The 17,188-nt window shown below is 69.7% G+C and carries 12 protein-coding genes; all 12 read left to right on the top strand.

Annotation, left to right across the window (positions count from 1 at the left end):
- Window positions 1–120 precede the first annotated feature (120 nt).
- The 12 genes from ABD127_RS12395 to ABD127_RS12335 all read left to right on the top strand — a co-directional run bounded on the left by ABD127_RS12395 (window position 121) and on the right by ABD127_RS12335 (window position 17,017).
- Window positions 121–1,080, top strand: a complete 960-nt coding sequence (locus tag ABD127_RS12395) for a hypothetical protein (RefSeq protein ID WP_344201930.1) — start codon at window positions 121–123, stop codon at window positions 1,078–1,080.
- A 349-nt stretch (window positions 1,081–1,429) separates the two neighbouring features.
- Complete coding sequence (locus ABD127_RS12390; protein ID WP_344201928.1) at window positions 1,430–5,488, top strand: hypothetical protein; 4,059 nt, start codon at window positions 1,430–1,432, stop codon at window positions 5,486–5,488.
- A 656-nt stretch (window positions 5,489–6,144) separates the two neighbouring features.
- Window positions 6,145–7,911 carry an ABC transporter permease gene (locus ABD127_RS19095; RefSeq protein ID WP_425545813.1) on the top strand — a complete coding sequence of 589 codons (1,767 nt, stop codon included), beginning with the start codon at window positions 6,145–6,147 and terminating at the stop codon, window positions 7,909–7,911.
- 1 nt (window position 7,912) lies between these two features.
- Window positions 7,913–8,797, top strand: coding sequence for an MlaE family ABC transporter permease (locus ABD127_RS12375; protein ID WP_344201925.1), 885 nt, complete (start codon window positions 7,913–7,915; stop codon window positions 8,795–8,797).
- Window positions 8,794–10,101, top strand: coding sequence for an MCE family protein (locus ABD127_RS12370; RefSeq protein ID WP_344201923.1), 1,308 nt, complete (start codon window positions 8,794–8,796; stop codon window positions 10,099–10,101). Before ABD127_RS12375 ends, ABD127_RS12370 begins: the two co-directional genes overlap by 4 nt.
- The gene (locus ABD127_RS12365) at window positions 10,098–11,105 is read left to right on the top strand and encodes an MCE family protein (RefSeq protein WP_344201921.1); all 1,008 of its coding nucleotides are present in this window, start codon (window positions 10,098–10,100) and stop codon (window positions 11,103–11,105) included. The genes ABD127_RS12370 and ABD127_RS12365 overlap by 4 nt, the downstream gene beginning before the upstream one ends.
- Before the next feature lie 184 nt (window positions 11,106–11,289).
- On the top strand, window positions 11,290–12,309 hold the full coding sequence (locus ABD127_RS12360) for an MCE family protein (protein ID WP_344201919.1): 1,020 nt from the start codon (window positions 11,290–11,292) through the stop codon (window positions 12,307–12,309).
- On the top strand, window positions 12,306–13,346 hold the full coding sequence (locus ABD127_RS12355; RefSeq protein WP_344201917.1) for an MCE family protein: 1,041 nt from the start codon (window positions 12,306–12,308) through the stop codon (window positions 13,344–13,346). The genes ABD127_RS12360 and ABD127_RS12355 overlap by 4 nt, the downstream gene beginning before the upstream one ends.
- Window positions 13,343–14,623, top strand: a complete 1,281-nt coding sequence (locus ABD127_RS12350; RefSeq protein ID WP_344201914.1) for an MCE family protein — start codon at window positions 13,343–13,345, stop codon at window positions 14,621–14,623. The genes ABD127_RS12355 and ABD127_RS12350 overlap by 4 nt, the downstream gene beginning before the upstream one ends.
- Window positions 14,620–15,813, top strand: coding sequence for an MlaD family protein (locus ABD127_RS12345; RefSeq protein WP_344201911.1), 1,194 nt, complete (start codon window positions 14,620–14,622; stop codon window positions 15,811–15,813). Before ABD127_RS12350 ends, ABD127_RS12345 begins: the two co-directional genes overlap by 4 nt.
- Entirely contained in the window at window positions 15,810–16,490 is a 681-nt protein-coding gene (locus ABD127_RS12340; RefSeq protein ID WP_344201909.1) for a hypothetical protein, read from the top strand. Before ABD127_RS12345 ends, ABD127_RS12340 begins: the two co-directional genes overlap by 4 nt.
- On the top strand, window positions 16,487–17,017 hold the full coding sequence (locus ABD127_RS12335; protein WP_344201906.1) for a hypothetical protein: 531 nt from the start codon (window positions 16,487–16,489) through the stop codon (window positions 17,015–17,017). The genes ABD127_RS12340 and ABD127_RS12335 overlap by 4 nt, the downstream gene beginning before the upstream one ends.
- The last annotated feature ends 171 nt before the right edge of the window (window positions 17,018–17,188 follow it).

The raw sequence follows: 17,188 nt of genomic DNA, 5'->3' as shown, positions 1-17,188 counted from the left end.
ATGCCGGCCGAGGCAGCTCCGGAACCCGGCCTTTCAGGCCCGCCGAGCGCTGGTGCGCTCTACCCGGGCGAGGGCGATGTTCCGCCGCCGGGGTCGATCTCGTTGACACAGGGAACGGTCGTGAGCTCGCAGGGTGCAGTGGTTAATCGCTCCAAGATGTACCTCGCGACGTCACCGGACAACCCCATCTGGGGCGCTATGTACTTCGGCGGGCTCAACTTCCCGGTCGAGGACCCGGACCGGTATGTGCTCGCGTGTGCCGACGTCGGGGGGCCGCCTTGCGTCCCGAATCCCTTCGAGCAGCCGGAGTGCGCGACGGACGACCCGTCCACGCAAACGGGCATGAGCTACCAGTCGCATTGGATGTACACGCTGGGTCCGCTGCCGGGCGGAGGGGCCGACGTCGGGTTGATTAACGAGATGGAGGTCAACCTGCTCGCGTTCGGCTCCATCCCTGCGACTGCAACGCTGACGATGCGCACACCGATCGTTGACGGCCGAGTCCAGCCTCTGAGCATCCACATCTGGCAGGCGACTGAGGTCGGTCGTGCCACGAGCTGTGATCCGAGCTTCGTGGCAGAACCGTCAGCGTTGGTCGAGGGCCAAGTGAACATCTACGTCAGTGACCTGAGCATCGATGGGGTGCCGGTCGAGCTGGGCCCCAGCTGCCGCACCGAACGACCGTCTGACCTCTACCTCTGGGGCGACTTCGCCAGCGGGGCATACACCGCCGGCAGCGGTGGCCCGCTGGGCGCCTACGACGGATTGCACCCCGGTTCCATCCTGCCGTTGACGAGTCCGGTGTACCAAGGCGCGTTCGAGGGCCGAGACATACCGGCGTCCACTGGCATCGAGGTGGCGCCCTTCACGGGATGCGGAACGGGGTCGGACGACCTCGGCCCACTGCTCACCGCCATGGCTTCTGGGCCGAACAATCCGGTGTCAGCGGTGCAGGGCCCCCTCGTCCCGCTTGGCGAGATCCCGTGGGACGACTTCACCCGTTGCATCAGCAACCTGTGCCCGCTGCCGGGCCCTGCCACCCCGCCGAGGCCGCCGCTCCCCATCGGCGGAACACAGTAAGCGAACCTACCCGTGGACATCCCCTGAGCCTCCCGGCCACTGAGGTCCAGGGCCGCGGGCGTTGGGGCGTCCCGCGTGCGCCGGCTTTTTCGAGCACGGTGTCGGCAGAGGCGTGATGACCCCCCTTAGCCGACGCTCTTCTGATCAAAAGTTGTCAGGTGTGTGACAAGAAATCACCAGGTTGGGTCGTGATTCGGCCCTAGCGGGTGGAATGTCTGGCGGGGTGACGTGGGCCACACCTAGCGTCGCGGGTGCTCGCGGGTGTTCTCTGCCGCGGGTTGCAGACCCCCGACCTGTCAGGTGCTTAGCCATCGGCTGATGAACCTGAGACCAGATGTAAGGACGATCGATGACCCCACGACACCGAGCCGTGAACGGCCCGCGTTCTCGCCCTGCTCCGCGCACGCGGCCGCGTCGGCGGTGGAAGGCGGGTCTGCTCGCCACCGGCCTCGTCGCCGGCCTCCTCGCCGTGAACAGCGTGGCCTCGGCGGCCGAGCCGATCACCGACGGAAACATCTACGGGTGGGGCTTTCAGGGTGCCTACGACCCGATCGTCCCGTGGACCTCGAACTTTCCGAACACCGACGCTCCGTTCGTCGACGTCGCCGTGGACGGACTGTCGGGTGGCAACCACACGACTGTGGGTGTGACCTCGGCAGGGAAGATCGTGACGCAGGGCAACTACCAGTCTGTCGTCTCCCTCATTCCCGCGTCGCTGCGCACGAAGGACGTCACGGCGGTGGAGATCTACAACGGCCGCGCGGCGGCCGTGACGCGCATCGGCGAGGTTGTGACGTGGGCCAACGCGCCGGCAGCTCCGGCCGCGTACCGAAACCCCGCCGCGCCGACGGGCGTGGTCGACGTCCAGCTGGGCGGAGGTAGTTCCTCTGTCCCCTTCGGAATCGTGCTGAAGGAGGACGGGACGATCGACTCGTGGGGCCCGGCCGGGTTCGTGGCCAACATGCCGAACCTGGACGATGTGGTGCAGATCGACGCGAGCGTCGGTCAGGGAGTAGCGCTCACGTCGGACGGCGAGCTGCACTTCTGGGGAGAGCAGCTGGGCGACAGCAATATTCAGAATGACACCGAGGTGCGGGCGGCCACGGTCGTGGAGGTTGCTCTCGGCACGGACGTTGGCTACGCCCTCACAGACGACGGGAAGGTGCTGACGTTCGGAGGGGCGCGCGTGCCCGTCCCGGAAGCGTTGCAGTACCCGGTGGCTGAGGCCGGTGAGAAGGTCGTGGCGTTGGGTTCCAACAACGGTCGCGGGTACCTCGGACAGGTGGCGCTGAAGGAGAGCGGCGCATTCGTGGCGTGGGGTCTAGACGCCGCGACGAATGCCTTGCTGAAGCCGCCGGCGGTCGACCTCGAGGGTCACCAGGTGGTGGCGTTCGAGACTGACGTTTCGACCCACTCCGCCCTCATCTTCGGCCCGGCGGATCCCGAGCCCGAGCCGGGTGTCGTGGATCGGCCGAAGGTCGAGGGATTCCCGGTCGTCGGCACGTCCGTCACGGGCACGCCCGCGACGTTCAACTTCAACACCACCTCGGAGACCAGCGCCTGGTACCGCGCCCCGGCCGCCGACACGCCGGCTGCGGAGTGGACGCTGATCGGTGAGACCAACCCGCTCGAGCTCACCGCTGCGATCGAGGGCCAGTACGTGGCCTACCGCACCACGGTCGAGGACGCCGACGGCGTGACCTACACGGCGGACTCCGACCTGATCGGTCCGATCGACTCCGCGCCGACTGGCGTCGTGGAGGCGGCGAAGATCGAGGGCGTTCCGGTGCTGAACTCGGAGGTCGTCGGTATCGCGGCGCAGTTCAGCTTCACGCCGGAGACCGAGTCGAGCGCCTGGTACCGGGCGGACTCCGCTGACGCGGCGCCCGAGGACTACGAGCTGGTGAGCGAGGCGAACCCGCTGACGCTGAGCGCGGAGAACGAGGGCAAGTACCTCCTCTTCCGCACCACGGTGACCGACGAGGACGGGGCGACGGTCACGTCGGACTCGGCCCCGATCGGCCCGGTCGTGCTGTTCAGCTCGGGCCCGTCGTCGATCACGGGTGACCTGATTGTCGGGAGCACGCTGACCGGTGTGCCGGGGGAGTTCTCGTACCCGCCGTCGTCGGTCAACTATGCGTGGCTCATCGGGCCTCGGTATGTCGCGATCCCTCCGGGCGGCGCTCCGGAGATCACGCTGCTGCCGGAGGACGTGGGCCAGATGGTCCGGTTCTTCGCCCAGAGCAACGTCGCGGGCCAGAATTCGACGTCCTTCTCCGACTTCGTCGGACCCGTCACGATGCCGCCGCTCAGCGCCGTCGAGGTGCCGCAGGTCGAAGGCGTGCCGGTGCTCAACTCCGACGTCGTCGGCATCCCGGCGGTCTTCAACCGGACTCCCGAGAGCGAGAGCAGCGCCTGGTACCGGGCCGACTCGGCAGACGCGGCGCCCGAGGACTGGGAGCTGGTCACCGACGCGAACCCGCTGACGCTGGGCGCGGAGAACGAGGGCAAGTTCCTCGTCTACCGCACGACGGCGATCGACGAGGCGGGCGCGACGGTCACGTCCGACTCGGCCGTGCTCGGTCCCGTCGTCCAGTTCAGCGCGACGCCAGGAACCATCACGGGCGACCTCTTCGTGGGCAGCACCGTCACCGGCGTGCCGGGTGAGTTCTCGTACCCGCCGGACTCGGTGATCTACGCCTTCCTGATCGGGTCGCGGTACGTCGCGATCCCGAACGGAGGAGCGCCGGAGGTCACGCTGCTCCCCGAGGACCTCGGTCAGACGGTGCGGTTCTTCGCGACCGGCAACGTCGCGGGACAGTTCGCGAACTCGTCCGCCGACAGCTCCGGACCCGTCACGATGCCGCCGCTGGTCATCACCGGCCAGCCGACGGTCACGGGTCAGCCGTTCATCGGCCAGACCCTGACGGCCACGCCCGTGGCTGCGCCGGACGGCACCGAGTCGACGCTGCAGTGGTTCGCCGGAACCGGTGACACCTTCACCGCGATCGAGGGAGCGACGGGCACCACGCTGGAGCTCACCGAGGCGCAGCGCGACCAGCAGGTCAAGGTCGTCCAGACCGTGAAGCGCACGATCGACGAGGAGACCGTCACGGCCGAGTCGGTGCCCACCAGCGCCGTCACGGACGCTCCGGTCGACCTGGTCGTCGAGACCGAGGCGAGCCTGTCCGGCGCGCCGCGGGTCGGTCAGACGCTCACCGGCACGCCCGCGACGTACTCGACCACCGAGGACGTCACGATCACCAACTACTGGGTGATCGGTGGCGTGGAGACCGTGGCCGACGGCACCACCTTGGTGCTCACGGCGGACCACGTCGGACAGAACATCCAGTTCAAGTCCGTCGCGACGCGCGGTGAGGAGTCCGTCCCGTCGACCTCGACGGCCGTCGGCCCCGTGCTCGTGGTCCTCGCGGCCACCGCGCCGCCGACGATCGCCGGAACCCCGCAGGTCGGGAAGACGCTCGTCGGCACCCCGGCGACGTTCAACGACACGCAGGGCGTCACGGTCGCCAACCAGTGGTTCGCCGATGGCGAGGCGATCGAGGGAGCCACCGGGGCGAACCTGGTGCTCACCGCGGATCAGCTGGATGCGGAGATCACCTTCGTCTCGACCGCCACCCGCGGCACCGAGACTCCCGTGGTCTCGGAGTCGGTCGCGACCGCTCCGGTCGCACCGGAGGACACGGCACCGCCGACCGGTGACGTCGTGATCGACCTCGACGGTCCGACCGCCCCCGGCGCGACGATCTCGGTGCAGGTCGGCACGGCGTTCGCGGGCCAGCAGGTCCAGGTCTACCTGTCGAACCTCGACCGAGTGCTCGGCACCTTCACGGTGGCCGAGGACGGCACGATCCAGGTCAAGGTCCCTGGCGACATCCCGCTCGGCACGCACCGCCTCGCGGTGTACGCCGGAGGGTCGCTGGTCGGCTGGGACGACTTCGCGGTGACGATCCTGCGCCCGGAGGACCCGGCCTTCAAGGACCTGATCACCGTGACCCCCAACCCGGTCAAGGCCGGCGACCAGGTCACGATCCAGATCAGTGGTGACCGTGCTGGCGACTCGGTGCGGGTCGTGCTGTTCTCGACGCCGCGTGACCTTGGGTTCGTCACGGTCGCGGCCGACGGCACGGTGCGGATCACCATCCCGGCGGACGTCGCAGCTGGCGTCCACCGCGTGGCGGTCTACGACGCCGACGGAAACCTGATCGGGTGGCAGGACGTCACGGTGACCGGTGACGGTGCGGCGGGCAGCGGCAATGGCCGCGGCCTCCTGCCGAGCACGGGTCTGGGTGACATCGGTCCGATGGTCCCCCTGGGCCTGACGTTCCTCCTGGCCGGCCTCGGGCTGCTGGTGTACCGATCGCGCGGACGACAGCAGCTGGGCTGACGCCTGGTCGAAGGGCGGGTGTGGGTGGGGTGCCGGGGGGCGCCCCACCCACACCTGTTTCCGGGGGCGTCGAGGGTTCCGGCCCCTGAGGTGCGAGTGAGGAACGAACGAGCCTCGAAGGGGTTGCGTCAGCCATTGGACGTGTGGTGGCGGTGTGCCCTTCGAGGCTCCTCGTTCCTCGTCGCACCTCAGGGCGCGAATGGTTTCAGCGCCGAAGGTGCGGGGCTGCGTCAGCCGGCGGGGGTGCCGAGGGTTCCGGCCCCTGAGGTGCGAGTGAGGAACGAACGAGCCTCGAAGGGGTTGCGTGAGCCACTGGGCTTGTGGTGGCGGTGTGCCCTTCGAGGCTCCTCGTCCCTCGTAGCACCTCAGGGCGCGGAAGTGCGGGGTCATCCGGTTCTGCGGTGGCTTCGAGGCTCGCGCCGCAGGCGGCACTCGCACCTCAGCCGACGGGGTGTGGAGGTTTCCGGGGCCCGCCTGGGCAGAAGTTGTCAGGCGGGTGACAAGAAATCAGGTCGTTTGCCCCGATTGATCCACAGGGGTAGCGAAGTGACGTGAGCCACACCTAGCGTCGCCCCGGAATGCGCCACCTCGCCCGGGGGAGGTGGCGCACCACCAGCCGGCACCAGCCGGGGTTCGGCATACGGGGAGGACATCGCATGGGCGGCACGGTCGAGGTCGAGGGACTGTCCAAGACGTACGGCAGCCAGAACATCTGGCACGACGTCACGCTGACGCTCCCCGCCGGCGAGATCACCGCCCTGCTGGGCCCCTCGGGCACCGGCAAGTCGGTCTTCCTGAAGTCGGTCATGGGCCTCGTGCAGCCGGAAGCCGGCTCGATCCTGATCGACGGCACCGACATGGTGCGCGCCACCGAGGCGATGCGCCTGGAGATGCGCAAGCGCTTCGGCGTCCTGTTCCAGGACGGCGCGCTGTTCGGCTCGATGAACGTCTACGACAACGTCGCCTTCCCGCTGCGCGAGCACACCAAGAAGACCGAGGCCGACATCCGCGCGATTGTCATGGAGAAGCTCGACATGGTCGGCCTGGTCGGTCAGGAGCACAAGGTGCCCGGCGAGATCTCCGGCGGCATGAAGAAGCGTGCCGGCCTGGCCCGCTCGCTCGTGACGGACCCGGAGATCATCCTGATCGACGAGCCCGACTCCGGCCTCGACCCCGTGCGCACGTCGAACCTCGCGCAGCTGCTCGTCGAGGTCAACGCCGCCACCGACGCCACGATGCTCGTCGTCACCCACAACATCGAGCTCGCCCGCACGATGCCCGACAACCTCGGGATGCTCTACCGCCGCGAGCTCGTGATGTTCGGCCCCCGCGAGGACTTCCTGCTCACCGACCACCCCGTCGTCAGCCAGTTCATGAGCGGCGACCCCGAGGGGCCGATCGGCATGAGCGAGGAGGTCGACCACCGGCGCGACGAGCCCGTCGACCTCACCCCTGCCTACCCCGGCGGCACCTCGATCCTCACGCGTCACGCGGGCGCCCGCCCCGTCGAGGTGCTCCCGCGCCAGCTGACGCCCAAGTCGGGCCGGCCGCGCCCCGCGGCCGACCGTCACCGCGAGCGCGTGTCCAGCGGTGCGGCGCAGCTGTACATCGCGCCCGACGACGAGACTGACCGAGCACGGTCCCTCCCGCGCAAGGGGCTCGTCACCCGTGCCCTGACGTCGGTCGGCGACCTGTTTGCCCTCGGCCTCGACGCGATCCGCTCGACCTTCCGCCGCCCGTTCGCGGTGCGCGAGCTGCTCGAGCAGTTCTGGTTCGTCGTCAGCGTCTCCTGGATCCCGGCGATGCTCGTCGCGATCCCGTTCGGCGCGGTCATCGCGCTGCAGCTCGGCACCCTGACGGTGCAGGTCGGCGCTCAGTCGTTCACCGGCGCGGCCAGCGTGCTCGCGGTCGTGCAGCAGGCAGCCCCCATCGTCACGACCCTGGTCATCGCGGGTGCCGGAGGTGCGGCGATCTGCGCCGACCTGGGCTCACGGCGCATAAAGGACGAGATCGACGCGATGCGGGTCATGGGCATCGACCCCGTCCGGCGCCTCGTCGTGCCGCGCGTGCTGGCCTGCGTGTTCGCCGCCGTGCTGCTCAACGGCCTGGTCTCGGTCGTCGGCGTGATCGGCGGCTACTTCTTCAACGTGGTCGTTCAGGGCGGAACGCCGGGCGCCTACCTCGCCTCGTTCACGGCGCTGGCGCAGATCTCCGACCTCTGGGTCGGCGAGATCAAGGCCGTCATCTTCGGCTTTGTCGCCGGTGTCGTCGCCTGCTACCGCGGCCTCAACACCGCGCCCGGGCCCAAGGGGGTCGGCGACGCCGTCAACCAGTCGGTCGTCGTGACCTTCCTGCTGCTGTTCTTCGTCAACTTCGTCATCACCACGCTGTACCTCCAGCTGGTGCCCGGGAAGGGAGCCTGACATGGCCGTCGCACCTGTGCCCCAGGGAGCTGGAGCGCGCCGCGCGACGCCTGCTCGGCCGTCGCTGCTGCGCCGCGCCGCGAAGGCCCCGGTCGATCGCCTGGCCCAGCTCGGCGCCGGCCTGCGCTTCCACATCGGCGTGCTCAGCTCGATCCCGCAGGCCCTGCGCCACCACCCCAAGGAGATCCTCCGGCTGCTCTCGGAGGTCAGCTTCGGCACCGGCGCGCTCGCGGTCATCGGCGGCACGATCGGCGTGATGCTGGGCATGACCCTGTTCGTCGGCACCGTCGTGGGCATGCAGGGCTACGCGGCCCTCGACCAGATCGGCACCGCGACCCTCAACGGCTTCATCTCGGCCTACTTCAACACCCGCGAGATCGCGCCGCTCGTCGCCGCGCTCGCCCTCTCGGCCACCGTCGGCTCCGGCTTCACCGCGCAGCTCGGCGCGATGCGGATCAACGAGGAGGTCGACGCGCTCGACGTCATGGCCGTCTCGAGCCGCCGCTACCTCGTCACGACGCGCGTGATCGCGGGCTTCATCGCGATCATCCCGCTCTACGTCATCGGCCTGTTGATGTCGTACGCCGGCTCGCGCATCGTCACGGTCTACTTCCACGGCCAGTCCGCCGGCACCTACGACCACTACTTCGAGCTGTTCCTGCCGCCGATCGACATCCTGCTGTCGTTCGTGAAGGTGCTGATCTTCGCGGTCATCATCATCCTGATCCACTGCCGCCTCGGGTTCACCGCGCACGGCGGCCCCGCAGGCGTCGGCATCGCGGTCGGCACGGCCGTGCGGCGCAGCATCGTAACCGTCGCGGTCCTCGACCTCGTGCTGTCGATGGCGCTCTGGGGCACCACCTCGACCGTGAGGATCGCCGGATGAGCGGCCCCGTCATCATCAAGAGCCCCCGACGGGTCGACACGATCTTCGGCATCGTGTTCGTCGGCCTGATCGTGCTCGGGCTGCTCGTCGCGATGATGGTCTACAACCGCGCCTTCGTCTCCAGCACCGACATCAAGCTCACGACCGGCAGCGTCGGCAACGCGATGCAGACCGGCTCCGACGTCAAGCTCAACGGGGTGCCCGTGGGCGTCGTCAAGCACATCGAGTCCACCGCCGACGGCGCCACGCTGACCCTCGCGATCAAGCCGTCGGTCGCCGAGAACCTGCCGCCCGACACCGTCGCGCGGCTCCTGCCCAAGACCCTGTTCGGCGAGCGCTACGTGCAGCTCCTGGCCGACGGCGCTACGAGCGGCGACGGCCTCGCCGCCGGCGACACGATCCGCCAGGACGCCTCCGACGAGGCCGTCGAGCTCGAGCAGGTGCTCGACGAGCTGCTGCCCGTCCTCGAGGCCCTGCAGCCCGAGAAGCTCTCGGCCGCGCTCGGTGAGCTCAGCCTCCTGCTGTCGGGTCGCGGCGCCAAGATCGGCGAGTCGATGGAGGCCTGGGGCACGTACCTCACCGAGCTGCAGCCGTCCGTGCCGGCGCTCGCCGACGACCTGGTCAAGCTCGGCGAGGTCGCGCGCACCTACAACGTCGCCGCCCCCGACCTGCTCGAGGCGCTCGACGACCTGACCACGACGACCCAGACCTTCGTCGACGAGCAGGACACGCTGACGACCCTCTTCGCCAACGTCATCACGGCCTCCACCACGACCCGCGACTGGCTGCAGGCCAACCAGGGCACGATCATCACGCTCTCGGCCGAGAGCCGCTCGGCGCTCTCCGCCGCGGCCCCGTACGCGAGCCAGTTCCCGTGCCTGTTCAAGGCCGTCGCCGACTTCATCCCCACGATGGACACCGTGCTCGGCAAGGGCACCGGCGAGCCCGGCATCCACGTCACGCTGAACGTCGTCCCGAGCCGCGGGGCCTACGAGCCCGGGCGCGACACCCCTCAGTTCTCGACCGGCGGCCAGGCCCGGTGCCCGTACCAGAACAGCGCCGCTGCCAGCCCGTCGTCGCTGCCGGCCGACGCGCCGCCGACCATCGCGCCGCCGCCCAGCCCGCTGGTCGCCTCGCAGATCGGTGACGCGATGGGCCTCGGCGAGGTCAACTCGCCGGCCGAGAACCAGCTCATCGCCGAGCTCCTGGCCGGGGGCCAGGACCTCGCGCCCGGTGACTACCCCGCGTGGTCCAGCCTCCTGGTCGGACCCACCCTGCGTGGAACGGTGGTGACGGTCCAGTGACCCGCATCCTCATCAAGAGCGTCGCGTTCACGCTCGTGACCGTGCTGGCCACGATGGCGCTCGCGGCCACGATCCAGAACTCCAGCGGCCCCGGCGACACGTTCTCGGCGGTCTTCGACGACGCCACGAGCCTCAACAAGGGCGACGACATCCGGATGGCCGGCGTCAAGGTGGGCACCGTCCAGAAGATCAGCCTCAACGACGACGCCGACGCAGTCGTGGAGTTCACCGTGTCCGACTCGGCCACGGTCGAGAAGGGCACGGTCGCCCAGCTCAAGTTCCGCAACCTCGTGGGCCAGCGGTACATCTCGCTGGAGCCGCCGGAGCGCGCCGGGACCGCGCTGAAGCCGGGGTACACGTTCGGCCTCGACGAGACCGCGCCCGCGCTCGACCTCACGCTGCTGTTCAACGGCTTCCAGCCCCTGCTGAAGGTGCTCGACCCCGACGACGTCAACACGCTCAGCGCGGAGATCATCGCGGTCTTCCAGGGGGACGGCGCCTCGGTCGACACGCTCCTGGCCAGCACCGGCAGCCTGACCTCGACGCTCGCCGAGAAGGACGCCGTGATCGGCGACCTCATCACGAGCCTCAACTCGGTGCTCACGACCGTCAACAGCCGCACCGACCAGGTCGACACCGTCATCGTGACGCTGTCGGACCTCGTCTCCGGCCTGGCCTCGGACCGCGAGACGATCGGCAGCACGCTCGACGGCCTCAGCGGCCTGTCGGTCAGCGTCGCCGACCTGCTCGAGCAGGGGCGCGCCCCGCTCAAGAACGACATCGCCGCGCTGCAGACCCTCGCGAGCAACCTTGCCGGCGCCGAGGGCACGTTGAACGAGTTCTTCACGAACCTGCCGGTCAAGCTCGACGCGCTCGGCACGATCGGCAGCTACGGCTCGTGGCTCAATTTCTACGTCTGCCAGATCGACGGGGTCATTCCGAATCCGGAGGGCTACTACGGCGACGTGGGCGTCCAGTCCAACGCAGCGAGGTGCGCCGCATGAGCACGCTGATCCGCCACCCCGCCGACGGCTCCGGTCGAGCTGGCCAGGGTTTCGAGGCTCGCGCCCTAGCGGGCACTCGCACCTCAACCACCGGTGGTGGCCCCCGGTGGTTGAGGTGTGAAGGCGCTCTGGCGCCTGAGCCTCGAAACCTCGGTCGATCGACAACAGCGGGGGAGGCCCACGCATGAGCAGGTTCGGGAAGTCGTTCGACGAGCGCAACAAGGTGACGATCGCGGTCATCGGTCTCGTCGCGCTGGGGCTGATCTTCTTCGGCACCTTCAACTCCGCCCGCCTGCCGCTGATCGGTGAGGGGCGCGAGTACCAGGCCCAGTTCGCCGAGGCCGGCGGGCTCAAGAAGGGCACCGAGGTGCGCGTCTCCGGCGTCAAGGTCGGCAGCGTCACCGACATCGAGCTGGAGGGCGACGTCGTCGTGGTCACCTTCACCGCCAAGGACGTGAAGCTCGGCTCGCAGACCACCGCGGCCGTCAAGGTCAAGACGCTGCTCGGCCAGAAGTACCTGGCGGTCGACCCGGGCGGGCGCGGCGACCTCGACCAGGCGATCCCACTGGAACGCACCACCACTCCGTACGACGTGACCGCCGCCTTCTCCGACCTCTCGGAGAACATCGGCGAGATCGACACCGTCCAGCTCGAGGACAGCTTCACGGCCCTGGCCGACGCCTTCCGCGACACCCCCGAGTCGGTCCAGGCGACCGTCGCGGGGCTCACCGACCTCTCGCGCACGATCTCGACACGCGACGAGGAGCTGGCCACGCTGCTGGAGTCGACGAGCCAGGTCACGGAGACGTTCGCGAACCGCAACGACGAGCTCGCGGCACTGATCTCCGACGGCAACCTGCTGCTGACCGAGCTGGCCGAGCGCCGCGAGACGGTCACCGCGCTGCTGGAGGCCACGGCCTCGCTCGGCACGCAGCTGCAGGGTCTCGTCGCCGACAACACCGACACCCTGCAGCCGGCCCTGGCGCAGCTCGACGAGGTCGCACGGATCCTGACGAACAACCAGGCCAACCTCGACTCGGCGCTGGCCAAGCTCGGCCCGTACTACCGGGTCCTGGCTTCGGCCACCGGCAACGGTCGGTGGATCGACTCCTACCTGTGTGGCCTGTTCGGGCCGGACGGCAAGCCGCAGCTGACCAACGACGTGATCCGGGACTGTGCGCCCGTGAGTGGAGGCGGAGCATGACCAGCGCGATGAGGACCTCGATCAAGGTGCTGGTCGCCGCGCTCCTGGTGGCCGCCGTCTGGACCGGCTACCAGTGGTGGAGCGACCGCGACCGGGTCGAGCTGACGGTCGAGTTCAGCGACGCGGTCGGCCTCTACCCGGGGTCGGACGTGCAGATCCTGGGCGTCTCGGTCGGCGAGGTCACCTCGGTCGAGCCCGACGGCCCGATCGTGCGCGTCGGCATCCGGCTCGACCGCGGCCAGCAGGTGGCGGCCGACACGCGCGCCGTGCTCGTCGCGCCCACCCTCGTCTCGGACCGCTTCGTGCAGCTCACCAAGCCCTACACCGAGGGCAAGGCCCTGGCCGACGGCTCGACGATCCGCGAGAACGACACCGCGGTGCCGGTCGAGGTCGACGAGCTCTACCAGAGCCTGGAGGACATCAGCACCCAGCTCGGCCCGGAGGGTGCCAACGCCGAGGGCGCGCTCTCGGACCTGCTCGACGTCGCCGCGGCGAACCTCGACGGCACGGGCCTGGACATCAACCGCACGATCAGCAACTTCAGCGAGGCGAGCGCCACCCTCTCGGGGGTTGACGACGACCTGTTCGCGACGATCGGCAACCTCGCCGACCTCTCGGACATGCTCGTCGCCAACGACGCGGCGGTCTCGTCGGCCAACTCCCAGTTCGCCGAGGTCGCCGACTACCTGGCCGCCGACCGCACCGACCTGGCCGCGGCGATCACCAACCTCGGTGACGCGATGGCCGTGCTCGACGACTTCATCCGCGACAACCGGGGCACCCTGCAGACCAGCGTGCAGAACCTCATCGGTCCGACGCAGACGCTCGTCAACCAGCAGGCCTCGCTCGACGAGGCGGTGCGCACGATCCCGCTGGTCCTGCAGAACTTCCTCGGCGCCTACAACCAGCAGTACGGGACGCTCGACGGTCGCGGCAACCTCAACGAGGCCACGATCTGGAGTCCGTCCGGCCTGAGCGGCCAGACCTCGCCCACGGCGCCCCCGCTCCTCATCCCGGGCGTGGAGGTGACCCCATGAGCATCCGCATCGACTGGCGCCGGTGGGGGCTCGGCCTCGTGATCGCCGGGGCCCTGCTCGTCGGCGGCTGCAGCCTGACCGACCGCGGTGTCTACGACACGCCCCTGCCGGGCGGCGCCGACACCGGGTCCGATCCCGTCACGCTGACCGCCGAGTTCGACGACGTGCTCGACCTCGTCCCGCAGTCGTCGGTGCGCGCCGACAACGTGCCCGTGGGCCGCGTGGCGAGCATCGAGCTGGCCGACGACGGCCGCTCGGCCGTGGTCGAGCTGATCGTCAACAGCGACACCAACCTCCCGGTGGGCACGACCGCTCGCGTCGAGCAGACCTCGCTCCTCGGTGAGAAGTACGTCGCCCTGGTGCGGCCCGAGGACAGCACCGCCAGCGACCGACAGATCGAGTCCGGCAGCCGGCTGGGCCTGGACGACACCGACCGGGCCGCGCAGGTCGAGCAGGTGCTCGGTGCGCTGTCGATGGTGCTCAACGGCGGCGACATCCAGGAGTTCCAGACCATCTCGCGCGAGCTCCAGGAGATCTCCTCCGGCGACCCGCAGAAGATCCGCACGTTCCTGACCCAGCTCGAGGGGTTCGTCACGACCGTCGACGCCCGCAGCACCGACATCGCCGCGACGCTCGACAACCTCGCCGCGCTGTCGACCACGCTCGACGGCGACAAGGACAAGATCGTCGCGGCGCTCGACGGGCTCGCCCCGGGCCTGACGGTCATGGAGGAGCAGCGGCCCCAGTTCGTCGCGATGCTGGAGGCGCTCGACAGCCTCTCGTCGGTCGCGGTCGAGACGCTCGACGCGGCGCAGGCCGACATCATCGCCGACCTGAAGCTGCTCGAGCCGATCCTGACCCAGCTCGCCGCATCGGGTCAGGACCTGCCGAACGCGCTCGAGATCCTGCTGACCTACCCGTTCCCGGACTCGGTGCTGCAGACCATCAAGGGCGACTACCTCAACGTGTTCGTCACGACGAACTTCCGCACGCTGCCCACCGACTGCACGGCGATCGGGTGCACCTGGGCGCAGCCCGTCCAGCCGTGCCCGATCTGCACCGGAGGCGGCGGCACGCCGGCGCCGATGCCCGCCCCGACGCTGCTGCCGCCGACCAGCTCGCCGCTGCCCGGCATCGCGACGCCGACCATGCCGACGCCGCCGCCCACGTTGCCGACCCCGCCGCCCACCCTGCCGACGCCGCCGTCGACGCTGCCCCCCAGCACACCGCCGACGACGCTGCCGCCGAGCGGCTCTGACGACGAGGACACGCCGTGATCACCAGCACCATCCGCGGCAAGCTGGCCGCGTTCATCGTGATCGCGCTGGTCGCCACGAGCTACCTGGCCGCGAAGTACGTGGGCCTCGACCCGTTCTCGCGCAGCTACGAGCTGCAGGTCGAGCTGCCGGACGCCGGCGGACTCTTCGTCAACAGCGAGGTCACGTACCGGGGCGTGCAGGTCGGCAGCGTGACGAAGCTGACCGTCACCGACGACGGCATGGTCGCGACGGTCGAGATCGAGTCGGGCGCCCCGGACATCCCCGAGGACGCGGAGGCGAAGGTCGCGAACCGCTCGGCGATCGGCGAGCAGTACCTGAACCTCTCGAGCGACTCGACCGGCGGACCGTACCTCGCCGGCGGCGAGCGGATCGTCGGCGATCAGGGCTCGCTCCCGCCCGCGTTCGACGACGTCCTGCGATCGGGCCGTGACTTCATCGCCTCGGTGCCGGAGGACTCGCTGCGCACCGTCATCGACGAGACCTACAGCGCCACGCGCGGCCTCGGCGAGGACTTCGGCGTGCTGCTCGACACCTCGCTGGAGTGGGCGCAGACGTCGCAGGCGAACCTGCTCAACACGACGCGCCTCATCGAGAGCTCCAGCACGGTGCTCGACACCCAGATCGCCTCGAGCGCCGACATCACGAGCTTCAGCGCCGACCTCGCGCTCATCACCGAGACCCTCCGCACGCACGACACCGAGCTGCGCACCCTCATCACGCAGTCGCCGGCGGCGATGGTCGAGCTGAACGCGCTGTTCCGCGACGTCGGTCAGCCGCTCGGGATGCTGCTGGGCAACCTGGTCTCGACCGCGCAGGTCTTCGGCGTCAACGCCAACGGCGTCGAGGACGCGCTGATCCGCGTGCCCGACGCGGTCAGCGTCGGGTGGCTCGTGGCCGGCAGCGGGTCGCTGAACCTCGGTCTGTCGACCTCCTTCACCCGGCCGATCCCGTGCACCACGGGCTACGGCGGCACCACGGTGCGGCCCGGCACCGACGCGACCGACGGCGACGCGTTCAACACGAACGCCGGCTGCGCCGTCGACCCGTCCACCGGTGTGGGGGTGCGTGGTCCGCTGGCCGTGCCGGCCCAGCTGCTCAGCACCGGCGCCGCTGCGATGCCCGCGCCGACCGGCGTCGTGCTGCACGATGTCACTGACCTGTCCGACCTCCTGGGAGGCACACCGTGAGTCGCTCACAGATCCAGACCGCAGCGGAGATCGCTGCTGCGGCCGAGACCGAGGAGGACGCACGGCCGGCGTCCGACTCGCAGGACACGTCATCGGACGTGTCCGACGCCGCCCCCGCCCCCGACACCTCCCTCCCGTCGGGGGCGGGGAACGGTGACGGCAGCGAGCGGCCTGCCCGTCGGGCTGCGGCTCCGCTGATCGCGCTGATCCTCGGGGTCGTGCTCGCGGTCGTGGGCTCGTGGCTGTGGTGGCAGGCGTCGAACGACGACCAGCTCGCCGCGGCCGAGACCCGCGACTCCGTGCTGATCGCCGCGACCGGCGCGATCGAGACGATCAACTCGCTCGACTACCGCGACGTCGACGCCGCCCTCACCGAGTGGGAGGACGTGACGACCGGCGTGCAGCACGACCAGATCGCCGCGACCGACGACATGCAGCGCCAGATGCTGGCGGACCAGAAGAAGATCGCGACCGGCGAGGTCGTCGACGCGGCGGTGCTGCGGCTCGACGGAGACGAAGCCACGGTGGTCGCCGCCGTGGAGATCACGGTCGTCGACGACGCGGCGCCCGGCAGCGAGCCGACGCTCAAGCGCAACCGCTTCTCGGCCGAGATGAAGAAGGTCGACGGCACGTGGCTCATCGAGGACATCAAGCAAGTGGCGGTGAGCCTGTCATGACCAGCATCCGCTCCCGGATCGGATCCGTCGTCCGCGCACGCTTCACGCCGTACGTCCTGGCTGCGGTGCTGGCGATCGTCGGCGCCTACGGCCTGTGGCAGGCCAACGAGCTGCGCTCCACACCAGCGGCCGACAACCTCGCGGTCGTCGACGCGTCGCTGACGGCCGAGGTGCAGTCGTTCGTGACCCAGGGCCTGACGCAGGTGCTCACCTACAACTGGGCCGACCCCGACACGACGACGGCGGCCGCCGACCAGGTGCTCGCCGGCGACGCGCGCTCGGAGTACGACACGCTGTTCGCCGACCTGCAGGAGAAGGCGCCGGGCCAGCAGCTCACGCTGACGGCGTCGGTGCAGTCGGTCGCGGTCAAGGAGATGACCGAGGACTCCGCGGTCGTGCTGGTCTTCCTCGACCAGACCAGCCAGCGCGCGAGCGACCAGCAGGCCAGCATCTCGGCCGCCCAGCTCTCGGTGACCGCCGAGAAGTCCGGCGGAACCTGGACCATCACCGAGCTCCGCATCCTCTGACCCCATCCGCCCCTTGAGGTGCGAGCGGTCGGTCTTGCGCCCCCTGAGGTGCGAGCGAGGAACGAGCGAGCCTCGAAGGGGGTACCTCGGCCCAGCGCGCTTGTCCCAAGCCACCAGCGGCGGTCACGTGCACGCGGCTTCGAGGCTCCCTCGCAGGGCTCGGTCACACCT

This window comes from Aeromicrobium alkaliterrae (genome assembly GCF_039529015.1).
GTDB classification, from domain to species: domain Bacteria; phylum Actinomycetota; class Actinomycetes; order Propionibacteriales; family Nocardioidaceae; genus Aeromicrobium; species Aeromicrobium alkaliterrae.
Note: the sequence above shows the minus strand (reverse complement) of the source record. Positions and strands in the feature narration are given on the sequence as shown.

Coding starts and splice junctions, on each gene's coding strand:
- ABD127_RS12355 (WP_344201917.1), top strand. CDS start 12,306: ATGACCAGCGCGATGAGGACCTCGATCAAGGTGCTGGTCGCCGCGCTC.
- ABD127_RS12390 (WP_344201928.1), top strand. CDS start 1,430: ATGACCCCACGACACCGAGCCGTGAACGGCCCGCGTTCTCGCCCTGCT.
- ABD127_RS12375 (WP_344201925.1), top strand. CDS start 7,913: ATGGCCGTCGCACCTGTGCCCCAGGGAGCTGGAGCGCGCCGCGCGACG.
- ABD127_RS19095 (WP_425545813.1), top strand. CDS start 6,145: ATGGGCGGCACGGTCGAGGTCGAGGGACTGTCCAAGACGTACGGCAGC.
- ABD127_RS12350 (WP_344201914.1), top strand. CDS start 13,343: ATGAGCATCCGCATCGACTGGCGCCGGTGGGGGCTCGGCCTCGTGATC.
- ABD127_RS12370 (WP_344201923.1), top strand. CDS start 8,794: ATGAGCGGCCCCGTCATCATCAAGAGCCCCCGACGGGTCGACACGATC.
- ABD127_RS12360 (WP_344201919.1), top strand. CDS start 11,290: ATGAGCAGGTTCGGGAAGTCGTTCGACGAGCGCAACAAGGTGACGATC.
- ABD127_RS12335 (WP_344201906.1), top strand. CDS start 16,487: ATGACCAGCATCCGCTCCCGGATCGGATCCGTCGTCCGCGCACGCTTC.